The following is a 10,917-nucleotide window of genomic DNA, read 5'->3' on the forward strand; positions in this document are numbered from 1 at the left end:
AGCGCCTCGGCGGCCTCCTGCGCGCCGGCGGTGTTGAATGGCACGAGTTCGACCGTGACCTCGTCCCCGCGGTCGGCGTTGATGCCGGCGGCGGTGGTCACCAGGCCCTCGATGTTGGCCACGTTCAGGGCCCCGGCGGCGTCGGCGTCCAAGGCCACGGACACGGTCTGGCGGTTGATCGCCCCGGCCGGGATGGCGCGGGTCTCGGTCACCTTGTTCAGGGCGTTGTTCTTGGTCTCCGACTCGGAGGTGAAGGTCCCGTCGCCGCCGGTGTTGCCCGGTACGGCGATGTTGTCCGGGCCCAGCACACCGGCCGCTCCCCCGCCGGTCCCCTCGTACTCTTCGATCTGCGCGGACTCGTTCAGGGCCGGCGCGCCGTCCGGCGTCGTGAAGGTCTCTTCCACACGCTCGGCGGACTCATAGTTCATGTCCGCGGCAACCACCACGGAGGAATTGCCGGGCCCGACCACGCGGTCCAGCATGCTCTGCACCGAGGCGCGCACCCGCTCCTCGTAGTCGGAGGCCTGCTTGTCCGCGGAGCCGGTGGCGCCAACCCCCACCGCGGAGAGCACGGTGCCGGCGGCGTCGATGACGGCGACGTTTTCCGGCTTCATGCCGTCGATCGAGGCGGAGGTCAGGTGAACGATGGCTTGGACATGGTCGGCGGACAGGGTGGTCTTTTCGGTGTCCACAAACACGGAGGCGGTCGCCTCGCCCTTCTCGGAGACGAAGACCGTTTCCTCCGGGATGGCCAGCCGGACGGAGGCGGTCTTGACGCCGTCGAGCGCCTCGATGGTGGAGGCCAGTTCGCCTTCCAAGGCCCGCTTGTAGGTAACCGACTGCTGGAACTCAGAGGACGTCACGCCCATGTCGTCCAGCAGCGAGTAGCCGCCGGTGGACGAGCTCGGCAGGCCGGCCGCGGCGGCCTTGAGCCGCTGGTCGTATACCTTGTCTTCCGGCACCAGGATGGTCCCGCCGCCGTTGGTCAACTCGTACGGCACGCCGTCGGTGCGCAGCTGCTCCACGATGGTGTTCGCGTCGGCCGCGGCCAGCCCGGAGAACAGCGGCGTGTAGGAGGGCTTGGACGCCCACGTCGTCAGGGCGGCAACGCCGAGCACGACGACGGCGATGCCGATGATCGCGATGGTGCGTTGGGCGACGGTGAACTCGCTGACGGTTTTGCCCAGCCGCGAGAACCAGGAGGAGACCTTGCCGGGCATCAGGCCTGCATCCTCATGATCTCGTTGAAGGCGTCAACGCCCTTGTTCCGGACGGCTGCCACGAGCTCCAGCGTCACGGCGGCGCGGGTGGAGGCCAGGGTCGCGTTGTGGATGTCGTTCAGGTCGCCGGTAACGGCCTGGATGGCCAGTTCATTGGACGTGGACTGCAGTTGCTGCAGGTTGTCGATGGCACCGGTGAGGGAGGTGGCAAAGCCGACGCCGTTGGTGGCCTGCGGAGCTTCGGCGGCCGGCAGGTAACCGGTGCCGGCGACGCCCTGGATCGGCGGTATGGAAGAGAGCGGCATCAGTTGCGTCCAATCTGGAGGGCGGCCTCGTAGGTCGTCTTCGCCCGGTCCACCACGGCCGCGTTGGCCTGGTAGCCGCGCTGGGCCAGGATCAGGTTGCCCATCTGCTGGGACAGGTCGATGTCCGGGTAGCGGACGTAGCCGTCCTCATCCGCCAGCGGGTGGTCGGGCTCGTGGACCATGCGGCCCTCGGCCTCGCCGAATTCGGCCCCGGCCACGTACACGCCGGAGACGCCCTGGCCTTCCTGGGCGATCACGTAGCGCGCCTGGAAGGCCGCGCCGTCGGTGCTGGTGGCGTTGTTCGCGTTGGCGAGGTTGTCGGAGACGGCGTCCAGCCACTTGCGGTGAACGGTCAGGCCGGTGCCGGCGATTCCAATGGCGTCGAAAGTCATCAGTTGGTCCTCATCGCCGTGCGGACGCCGCTGAAAGGACTCTCGGCGGCCCGGGCTGCAAACTGGTAGCGCAGCACTGTTTCAATGTTGGAGAGCGTCTCGGTGTCCAGGTTGACGTTGCTGCCGTCGAGCCGGGTGGGCTCCAGCGAGCGTTCCATCGTGGCGCTGGCGCTGCCGTTCCCGCGGGCCACCGATGTGGCCAGTGCATCCTCGAACTGGACGCGCTGCGCGTGGTAGCCGGGGGTATTGACGTTCGCGATGTTGTTGGCGATGGCACGCTGACGCATGGCGAGGCCGTCCAGGGCGCTCTGCATGGCAGCCCCCGTCACAGATTCGAACACAGCAAAGACCCGTCTTACTACTGGCATGTGGGCGGCCGATCCATGGCCTGTTCTGTGAGCGATCCGTGCTCACTAACCAGTTATCGGCACGGAGACGGGAGTCGTTAGGTAAATCTTGAGATTGGTTAACCGTTTACGTCGAGGTAGACGGAACGACCCGAAGTACCAGAGGTGGGGACGGCATCCAAGAGCGCCGATTCCTGGCGGTTTTGCCGCATCTCGGCGCGCAATTCACGTATTACTGCCTGCTGCGCGGCGGCGAGCTCTGTCGCCCGCTCCACCAGCTCGTCCGGAATCGGCCCCAGCCCTTGCGGGGCCTTCCACCGCGCGACGGCGGTGCGCGGGCTGCTCACCGCCGCTTTAACGGTCTTGTCCCCGGGGTCCGCAGCGTAGGCGAGCGCACTGCCCTGGACCCCGGTCTCGGCCGTTTCGGTGCGTCTGCTGCCACCGACCCCGGTCTCGGCAGTTCCGGTGACTCCGCTGCCTTGGTCTTCGGTCCCGGCAGTTCCGGTGAGTCCGCTGGCGTGGCTCCCGGTCTCGGCCGGTTCGGTGAGTCCAATGCCATGGCCTCCGGTCCCGGCGGCCTCGGCGAGAGCCAGTTCGAGTTCGTCCAGCACGGCTGTCCAGCGCTCCAGCGCGGAAATGTCGCCCTCCGGCATGTCAGGCAATGCCAAGTTCGCCGCCGAGGCCGACGCCACGTGCCGGCTGTGCCGGTAGCTGCCCGGCGGCCTCGTGCCAGGCCTCGCGCAGCGGCTGCAACAGTTCAATGCATTCGCGGGTCCGGGCCGCATCGCGGTGGATGTTCGCGTTCATCATCGCGGTCAGCGTGTAGGTGTAGAGCGCTTTCAGGCCCTCTCCCCCGTCCCACACGTCCGTCTTCAGCGACGACATCAGCTCGGACACGATGGCCTGCGCGTGGATCAAGTTCTCGGACGCCACCGACCAGTGCTGGTTCTGCTGCGCGGCCTCCGCCCGGTTCAGGTCCAAGAGCAGCCGGTCATACAACATGGTCAACAGCCGGGCGGGCGTGGCAGACATGATCGCGTCACGCTGGAACTGGTTGCGCTTGGCCTGGGCTCCGAAGCCCGGCCCGTATGTCAGTGTCATTTCTTCGTGCTCCCCCATGAGGGCAGGGTGGCCAGCTGCGAGTTGAGCCAGTCCCCCTGCGACTGCAGGCCGTTCAGCGTTACTTCAAGTTGGGCCCAGGTACGCTCCAGCGTGGAGCGGCGCATCGCCAACCGGGTATCCCACTCGGCAACTTGGCCATTCATGCTGCGGACCAGTGATTCCTGGCCCTGGATTCGCTTGGTGATGGCGCCGTCATACTTGTCCGAGGCATCCGTCGCAGCACTAGCCACGCGACCGGCGATCGTCTGGACCACCTTCTCGACCCACGCGGAGTCTTCCGTCATCGCCTTGCCGAACTTCTCGGCGTCAAACTCAATCGAGCCGTCCTTGGTGATGCTGATGCCTATTTCCGACGGCGACCGTCCGTCGATGGGGCTGATCGCAGCGGTCATCATGCGCTGCTGAATATCGCGGACGCTGCTGTCCCCTGTGAAGATTCCGCCCTTGGTCGTCGTTGACCCGGTGGACGTGGAGACGTTCACGGATGAGTTCTTGGAGATGAAGGCGAACAGATCCTTCAAGCCGTCAACCAGCGCCTTGGCTTTGGCACTGACGGCCTCGTCGTCACGCGTGATCGTGACGGTCGACTTATCCCCGGAAACCGCGTCAGCCCCCAAGGTGACACTCACACCGGGCAGAAGGTCCGTAAACGTGTTCGAGGATGAAGAGATTTCCTGCATTCCGTTCCAAATCGACACCCGAGCATCTTGCGCGGTTTGAACGTCCGTCGTGGAAAACGCGGCGTCCCCGGCGAGCATCACAATGAAGTTGCCAGCGGCTCCTGTCTCCTTTGACGCCAACTGCAGCCGATACTGCGGGTTCGCCGGATCGCTTCCCACCGACACCTTGGTTGCGGTAATCCCGGCGCCGGATTCGTTCACGGCGGTGACGACCTGGTCGAGCGTCATCCCTTGGGTATCAATCTCTTTTTTTACCTGGCCGTCTTTGAGGGCGATAGTGAGCACTGTGGCGCTCTCCGGCCAGTCGCTGAGCAGGGACGAAACCGAAACCTGGGCCTTTGCCACTTGGACAACTTCCAGGTCGATAGCGCCGGCGGAAGCTCCTTCGGCCGTGGCTACTGAAACCTTCTCAGAGCTGCTCGTGCCTGAGTGGATGTTAAGAGCGTTGGCCTTGCTCGTCTCGGTGGCCGTTTTTCCGACATCGGCGATGCGTGTGTTGAGTGCTTGGAGCGCATTCACCAGCGTCTGAGTGCCGGAGACCTTGTTTTTCAGGAGTGACTGCGGACGCGCTTCCAACTGCATGAGCTGGTTGATCATGGTGGCGGTGTCCAAACCGCTGACCATGCCGCCAATCGAAAACGCCACGCGAGTTCCTCCTGAAAGAAGCCTGTTTACTAGAAGAAATGCTGACGCCCGGCAGCGAAGAGTGTGAGGTCCAATTCGTTCGCCTCGCTGCCGGGCCGCATTCAGCCGTTAGCTACCCGGATTTAGCCGAGGAGCTGCAGCACACCCTGGTTGATCTGGTTGGCCTGAGCCAGCATCGCAGTGCCGGCCTGGGACATGATCTGGTTCTTGGTGAACTTAGCCATTTCCGAAGCCATGTCGGTGTCGCGGATACGAGACTCCGCAGCCGAAAGGTTTTCCGCAGAGATGTTGATGCTCTTGATCGCAGTCTCAAAGCGGTTCTGCGAAGCACCAAGGTTGGAGCGCTGGGCGGAGATGTTCGAGATGGCGGTGTCGATCTTGACAATCGTGCCCTGCGCGGCGTCGTGGCCCGTCACGTCGAAGTCCCCAGCCGCGGCAGCACCGGCCAGGGCGCCCACAGCAGTGGTTACATCGGCCAAGGTCACCTCAATGGCGTTGTTCGCGTCGCCTGCCGCGCCAACCTGGAACTTGAGGCTCGCTCCTGAGTTACCGAGGCTACCCTTCAGCAGGTCGATGCCGTTGAAGGTGGTCGACTCAGTGATGCGGTTCAACTCCGCGCCCAGCTGGTCAGCTTCCTTCTTGATGGCGGTGCGGGCCTCAGGGTTGTTCGAATCGTTCGCACCCTGAACTGCCAGGTCGCGCATGCGCTGCAGGATGGAGTGGACCTCGGTGAGCGCACCTTCAGCGGTCTGGATGACGGAGATGCCGTCCTGGGCGTTGCGGGCGGCAACGTTCAGGCCGTTGACCTGCGAGCGCAGGCCCTCGGAGATGGACAGGCCGGCTGCGTCATCGGCAGCGCGGTTGATGCGCAGGCCGGTGGACAGCTTCTCCAGGGACTTGGAAATGTCGTTCTGGGTGTTCGAGAGGTTGCGGTACGAGTTCAGGGCCGCAACGTTGGTGTTAATGGCGAAAGCCATGATGAAACTCCTCCATGAGATGGTACAAATTCACCGGCCCGTCCATGGGCTGGCACTTGTAGCTATCGGAGGATTACGAGGATCCGTTAGGAGAAGTGCAAAGTATTTTTCGCGGTGCGGGCCGCCGGGGCCGGCTGCTGCGAACAGGTCAAGAAACCGCGGCCCGTGGCTGCGTGGCGGCGAAGCGTGTAATCCCGCCGATGGTCTGATCGGCCAGCGCAGTCAGGTACGCCTTCCGACGGGAGGGAGCGATCCGCGACTCGGGCACATGGCCGGCACCGTCGTCGTCGGAATAGTGGGTGTGCAGGCCGTCCCGGAGGAGGCGGATGGCCTCGGAGCGCTGCTGGGAGACGGCCGAGTGGGTAGCGCCGAGCTCTTCGGCGATCTCCTTGACGGTGCGGTCCTCGAAGTAGATTTGCTCCACGATGTAGCGCATCTTCGCGGGAAGGTGGTGGACCGCGGCCTTCAGGAAGGCGAGCCGCTCCTCGGTGAGGAGAGAGCCTTCGGGCGACACCGTCTCGGAGACCAGGAATTCGGCCGTGGTGTCATCCAGGGCGGAGACGGTGCGGGAGGCATCATCCATGGCCGCCTCAGCGGTCTCCCGGTCCACCCCGAGGGCGGCGGCAAGCTCGTCGACGCTCGGGTAGCGGCCGAGTTCGGCCGTCAGGGTTTCGCGGACGGACAGCGTTTGTTTGATCCGCTTGCGAACGGAGCGGGGAGCCCAGTCGATGGCACGCATCTCGTCGGCAAAGGCGCCGATGATGCGGCGGCGGGCAAAGGCACCGAAGGGGACGCCGAGATCCGGATTAAAGGCGTCGGCGGCGGTGATGAGGGCAACCGAGCCGGCAGAGGCGAGGTCGTCGCGGGAGAGGTGGGTGGCTTTGGCACACACTTCGGAGACCAGGTATCCGACGAGCGGGAGGTTTTCAACCACCAGTGCATTGCGGTCAGCACGATTCACTGACATGTCCCCCTCCGTGCCCAGAAATACGTGGACAAACCATCCCAGCTACCAAGGGGTGCGGCCCCGGAAGAACGATTCATCTCTTGGTGAAACCTACCATCAATTGCTCCTAACGCAAGGGGGTGGTGCTGCCGATAGATAGGAATGTAGCCATGCCGTTACTTCTTGTTCATTTAGTGCGGCTTTTTGACGCGGACCCGCGGGGGTTGTGTCCGCAGAATCAACCAGGGGAGGTGCCTGACATGGGAGCCCATGAACTGTCCGCCATGCTGTGGCACGAACGCGAACTTCTTGAACTGCTGGTCTTCAAACTCGAGGAGGAGCAGCTGCTCCTGACCGCCGGCAAGTCCCGGTGGCTGCAGCACGCCACCCGGGAGGTGGAACAGGTGTTGGAGAGGCTGCGCGACGCCGGCCTGGCCCGCACGGTGGAGGTGGCCGCCCTGGCCCGGGAGTGGGGTACGCCGGACGGCGCCACGCTGCGGGAGCTGACCGAACAGGCTCCGGTGGGGCCATGGGGCGAAATCTTCACGGGACATCTGCAGGCGCTGACCCAGCTGACCCTGCAGATCCGCGAACTGCGCGACGTGAACGAGAAGTTCCTGCGTGCGGCTGCCCGGTCCACCCAGGAAACGCTGGCCAATTTCAATCCCGATGCCGGGACCTACGACGCACAGGGGACGGCAGGGCTTTCGGGCAACCGCTCCCAGCTGTTCGACACAACGATCTGAGGTTTTCGCAGTGAGTACCTTCAGCGGCCTGAACACCGCGTACACCGGTCTGGTGGCCGCCCGCCAAGGGTTGAACGTGGTGGGCCAGAACATCGCCAACGCCAATACCGAGGGCTACACCCGCCAGCGGGTCAGCACGTCGTCCATCGGCGCCCTTGACCGCACCGGGCTGCTGACCGGCGGAGTGCAGATCGGCCAGGGCGTTTCGGTGGACGCGATAGCGCGACTGGGTGACATGCACCTGGACACGCGCGTCCGGTTCTCGGCCGGTGTCGCCGGGTATTCTGCAGTGCGCGCCGATACGATGTCCGGCCTGGAAGCGTCGTTGCGCGAGCCGGGCCAATACGGCATCTCGACGCAGCTTCAGGAGTTTTGGGCCTCCTGGCAGGCCCTGTCGAACCGGCCGGATGACGGCGCCGCCGGCGCGGTGGTGCTGGAAGAGGCGAACATCTTGGCCAACATGGTCAAGCGCGGTTACCAGGAGGTTCGCGAGCAGTTCTCCCGCCTGCGCTCCGATGTGGACACGATGACCGCGGAGGTCAACGGCGCTGCGTCCCAGGTAGCCAACCTCAACGAGAAGATTCGTTTTGCCGTCGCCAACGGAGGGTCCGCCAACGAGCTGATGGACCACCGCAACCTGCTGACCGAACGGCTGGCTGCCCTCACCGGAGCCACGGTTCGCCACGGCGGCGACGGGCAGGTGGATGTGCTGATCGGCGGGAATGCGATTGTCACTGGTTCCAGCGCCCAAAGAATCGCCGTTACAGCGGACTCGGATACGGATATTTCCGGCACCAAAGGCGTTCACCTCAAATGGGAAGGCGATAGCCGCGAAAGCATGCCGGTTGTGCTCGGAGGCGGCGAGATCGCTGGGGCGTTGTCGATGCTAAGCAACGGTGAGGACGATGGCCCGTTGAAGAAGGCCGCCGGCAGCTACGACACTTTCGCCACCACGTTGAAGGACTCGGTGAACAACGTCTACGCGAAGACTGCGCCCGGCGAGAATCCCGCACCGGAGTTTTTCAGTTTTGATCCCAATCTGCCCCCCGGTGCGCTGGCGCTGACCGTTGCGATCAAAACGGTAGACGGCCTCAAGGCGGGTGATCCCGCGAAGGGAAATCTTGATGGCTCCATCGCCGACGAGTTGTCCCAAATCGGCATTCGGGCAGGCTCACCGGATCGCGTCTGGGAGAACATTGTCACCACCATCGGTGTAGCCGCAAAGACGGAGCTGCAGCAGTCCAACCTCGCGGACATCGCGTCCCAGTCCGCCAAGACGTTGCAACTGTCCAACGCGTCCGTGGACATGGACGAAGAGAACGTCAACCTGCTGACATACCAGCACGCCTACCAGGGCGCGGCCCGGGTGATGACGGCCATTGATGAAATGCTCGATACGTTGATCAACCGCACCGGATTGGTCGGGAGGTAGCCATGATTTCAAGAGTCACCAACCAAACGATGAGCAGCTTCGCCCAGCGCAACCTGCAGGACAATATGGCGCGTATTGCCAAGCTGCAGGAGTTGGCCGCCGGAGAGTCGCTGATTGCCCGCCCCTCGGACAACCCGACGGGCACCGCCGATTCCATGCGGACCCGTGCGGATCTGCGGGCCAACGAGCAGTACAAGCGCAATATCGATGATGCCAACGGTTGGTTGGCTACATCGGATTCAGCCCTCGGAAATGTCACTTCGCTGCTAAACAAGGCCCGGGATCTGACCATCCAGGCAACCAATGGATCGGTGTCCCCCACCGGCCGCGAAGCCATCGCGCTCGAACTGGAAAGCATCAAGGGAAGCCTGCTGGATGCCGCCAACACCAAGTACCTGGGTCGCAGCGTGTTTGCGGGCAATTCGGATGGCGCAGCGGTCTTCGCCTACGCCGACGGCTCGGCAACATACACCTTCATGGGCCCCGACTCTACGGTTGATCGTCGGATTGGCCCCGACCTGACAGTTCGAGCGGACGCTGATGGCGCGAAAATCTTCGGCAGCGACCCGGCAGACGGAAGTGCCGGCAACTCCGTGTTTGCCCTGATCGACACCTTGACGTCCAAGCTCCGGGCAGGAGTCGACATCAGCAGCCACCTGAACGACATCGACGCCCGGCTGAACACGGTGATCAACGCCCGCGCCGAGGTCGGCACCCGCCACGCCCAGATCCTGAAAGCCCAGGAGACGAACTTGGACGAAGCTGTTTCGCTTGAAGCCCGCCGCTCCGGAATCGAGGATCCGGATATCGGAAAGGTCATCCTGGACCTCAAGATGCAGGAAGTGGCCTATCAGGCCGCCCTGCAGGTAACCGCGCGGGTGCTGCAGCCGACGCTCATGGACTTCCTGCGATGAGCGCCGCGCTGACCTTCGTGGCCCCTCCCCCGGGACTGGCACCGCTGGTCGATTTCACCCTCGACGAGATCGCGGGAGCGGCCGGCCTGTACTCCCTGCAGCCCGTGGCCGAACCGGGCAAGCGCCTCTTCGTCCTGGACGCGGCGACCTACCTGAACCAGTACACCCCCGTGATTTCCGACGACGATCGTGCCGCCCTGGACCTCAATGCCTCCGAGGACGCCATGGTGCTGGTGGTGGCCAACCCCGGCGAATCGGGCACCACCGTGAACCTGATGGCCCCGATCGTGGTCAACGTGCACACCGGCGTCAGCGCCCAAGTCATTCTGGAAGGCCAGGACTGGCCGCTCCGTGCCGAACTGACACCGCAGGCCGCCTAGCTTCACCCCCCGATCGCGTGACACGGCGGTAACGGCTGAAGAAGTCAGACGTCTGAAACTCTTGAGCTGACGGCGGCTACCGTGCAAGAGTTATGCCCACGGTCCAAGGGACCTGCTGGGGGATCCGGAATCACCGGTTATGGCTTCCGGCGGCTTATGGGGGAACCGCCGGAAGCAACCACCCTCACCCCTCGTCCGGATCCGCGCGTTTTGCCCGGGTCAGCTCTGCCCGGAGCAGCAGTTCGCCGCCGTCGGGATAGAGCACCTCTTCCAGCACCAACGGGTGCGGCGGAGCCAGCTTGCTCTTCGAGTCCCTTACCTTCGCCAGCATCCGGTCGCGCAGCCACTCCGGCGCCTGCTCGCCGCTGCCCACCAACAACGATGCGCCGATCAGGGCACGCACCATGTTGTGGCAGAACGCGTCGGCTTGCACCGTGGCCGTGACAACGCCGTCGGCTCCTCGGGCGAATTCGAACTTCTGCAACTCCCGAATGGTGGTGGCGCCTTCCCTGGGCTTGCAGAACGCCAGGAAGTCGCCGATGCCCAGGAGCTTGGCGGCTGCGCGGTTCAGGAGATCGACGTCGACGGCGTGCTTGTGCCACAGCGTGGTGTTGCGAGACAGCGGGTCCCACGTCTCGGCCCGGTCCGCGATCCGGTAGCTGTAGCGGCGCCAGAGGGCGGAGAACCGGGCGTCGAACCCGTGGGGGGCGAGGACGGCGCGCTTAACCTCGATGGCCCCGGCAAGGTCCCGATAGGGTACCGGGGCGCCGACGCGGCCGCCGAGCACCTTGGCCAGCACGCCGCGCAGGCG

The 10,917-nt window shown here is 64.5% G+C and carries 14 protein-coding genes; 4 read left to right on the forward strand and 10 right to left on the reverse strand.

Features of this window, described 5'->3' with window-relative positions:
- From fliF to AC5RUJ_RS05620, 9 genes are all read right to left on the reverse strand, one after another.
- The coding region (gene fliF / locus AC5RUJ_RS05580; protein WP_494155655.1) for a flagellar basal-body MS-ring/collar protein FliF at positions 1 to 1,220 on the reverse strand (1,220 nt) is incomplete at its 3' end.
- Positions 1,220 to 1,525: a flagellar hook-basal body complex protein FliE gene (gene fliE, locus AC5RUJ_RS05585; RefSeq protein WP_493979187.1), complete on the reverse strand. Its 306-nt coding sequence runs from the start codon at positions 1,523 to 1,525 to the stop codon at positions 1,220 to 1,222. The genes fliE and fliF, both read right to left, overlap by 1 nt.
- The gene (locus AC5RUJ_RS05590) at positions 1,525 to 1,917 is read right to left on the reverse strand and encodes a flagellar basal body rod protein FlgC (RefSeq protein WP_493979188.1); all 393 of its coding nucleotides are present in this window, start codon (positions 1,915 to 1,917) and stop codon (positions 1,525 to 1,527) included. The genes fliE and AC5RUJ_RS05590 overlap by 1 nt, the downstream gene beginning before the upstream one ends.
- A complete protein-coding gene (locus tag AC5RUJ_RS05595; RefSeq protein ID WP_493979253.1) occupies positions 1,917 to 2,258 on the reverse strand; it encodes a flagellar basal body rod protein FlgB in 342 nt (113 codons plus the stop codon). Before AC5RUJ_RS05595 ends, AC5RUJ_RS05590 begins: the two co-directional genes overlap by 1 nt.
- Positions 2,259 to 2,383: 125 nt before the next feature.
- Complete coding sequence (locus AC5RUJ_RS05600; RefSeq protein WP_494155656.1) at positions 2,384 to 2,926, reverse strand: hypothetical protein; 543 nt, start codon at positions 2,924 to 2,926, stop codon at positions 2,384 to 2,386.
- Positions 2,919 to 3,365 (reverse strand): flagellar export chaperone FliS, encoded by a 447-nt coding sequence (gene fliS / locus AC5RUJ_RS05605; protein WP_494022505.1) that lies wholly within the window; start codon positions 3,363 to 3,365, stop codon positions 2,919 to 2,921. The genes AC5RUJ_RS05600 and fliS overlap by 8 nt, the downstream gene beginning before the upstream one ends.
- Positions 3,362 to 4,711 (reverse strand): flagellar filament capping protein FliD, encoded by a 1,350-nt coding sequence (gene fliD / locus AC5RUJ_RS05610; protein ID WP_494128390.1) that lies wholly within the window; start codon positions 4,709 to 4,711, stop codon positions 3,362 to 3,364. Before fliD ends, fliS begins: the two co-directional genes overlap by 4 nt.
- A 122-nt stretch (positions 4,712 to 4,833) precedes the next feature.
- Positions 4,834 to 5,688, reverse strand: a complete 855-nt coding sequence (locus tag AC5RUJ_RS05615; protein WP_494128391.1) for a flagellin N-terminal helical domain-containing protein — start codon at positions 5,686 to 5,688, stop codon at positions 4,834 to 4,836.
- Between the two features lie 148 nt (positions 5,689 to 5,836).
- Positions 5,837 to 6,649, reverse strand: a complete 813-nt coding sequence (locus tag AC5RUJ_RS05620) for a sigma-70 family RNA polymerase sigma factor (RefSeq protein ID WP_494128407.1) — start codon at positions 6,647 to 6,649, stop codon at positions 5,837 to 5,839.
- A gap of 245 nt (positions 6,650 to 6,894) precedes the next feature.
- Here AC5RUJ_RS05620 and AC5RUJ_RS05625 point away from each other — a divergent pair, with 245 nt between their 5' ends.
- The 4 genes from AC5RUJ_RS05625 to AC5RUJ_RS05640 are packed head-to-tail and all read left to right on the forward strand — an operon-like array spanning position 6,895 to position 10,106.
- Positions 6,895 to 7,380 carry a flagellar protein FlgN gene (locus AC5RUJ_RS05625; RefSeq protein WP_494128392.1) on the forward strand — a complete coding sequence of 162 codons (486 nt, stop codon included), beginning with the start codon at positions 6,895 to 6,897 and terminating at the stop codon, positions 7,378 to 7,380.
- Between the two features lie 10 nt (positions 7,381 to 7,390).
- A complete protein-coding gene (gene flgK / locus AC5RUJ_RS05630; protein ID WP_494128393.1) occupies positions 7,391 to 8,812 on the forward strand; it encodes a flagellar hook-associated protein FlgK in 1,422 nt (473 codons plus the stop codon).
- Positions 8,813 to 8,814: 2 nt separating this feature from the next.
- A complete protein-coding gene (gene flgL / locus AC5RUJ_RS05635) occupies positions 8,815 to 9,726 on the forward strand; it encodes a flagellar hook-associated protein FlgL (RefSeq protein WP_494128394.1) in 912 nt (303 codons plus the stop codon).
- Entirely contained in the window at positions 9,723 to 10,106 is a 384-nt protein-coding gene (locus tag AC5RUJ_RS05640) for a flagellar assembly protein FliW (RefSeq protein WP_494000466.1), read from the forward strand. Before flgL ends, AC5RUJ_RS05640 begins: the two co-directional genes overlap by 4 nt.
- Before the next feature lie 184 nt (positions 10,107 to 10,290).
- Here the strand turns inward: AC5RUJ_RS05640 and AC5RUJ_RS05645 are convergent.
- The coding region (locus tag AC5RUJ_RS05645; protein ID WP_494155657.1) for a tRNA pseudouridine synthase A at positions 10,291 to 10,917 on the reverse strand (627 nt) is incomplete at its 5' end.

This window comes from Arthrobacter sp. Y3223164, from assembly GCF_059091005.1.

Bases quoted from the DNA above. Each gene is read 5' to 3' on its own strand.
- fliE (WP_493979187.1), bottom strand. From the start codon at position 1,525: ATGCCGCTCTCTTCCATACCGCCGATCCAGGGCGTCGCCGGCACCGGT.
- AC5RUJ_RS05590 (WP_493979188.1), bottom strand. From the start codon at position 1,917: ATGACTTTCGACGCCATTGGAATCGCCGGCACCGGCCTGACCGTTCAC.
- fliS (WP_494022505.1), bottom strand. From the start codon at position 3,365: ATGACACTGACATACGGGCCGGGCTTCGGAGCCCAGGCCAAGCGCAAC.
- AC5RUJ_RS05615 (WP_494128391.1), bottom strand. From the start codon at position 5,688: ATGGCTTTCGCCATTAACACCAACGTTGCGGCCCTGAACTCGTACCGC.
- AC5RUJ_RS05625 (WP_494128392.1), top strand. From the start codon at position 6,895: ATGGGAGCCCATGAACTGTCCGCCATGCTGTGGCACGAACGCGAACTT.
- flgL (WP_494128394.1), top strand. From the start codon at position 8,815: ATGATTTCAAGAGTCACCAACCAAACGATGAGCAGCTTCGCCCAGCGC.
- AC5RUJ_RS05640 (WP_494000466.1), top strand. From the start codon at position 9,723: ATGAGCGCCGCGCTGACCTTCGTGGCCCCTCCCCCGGGACTGGCACCG.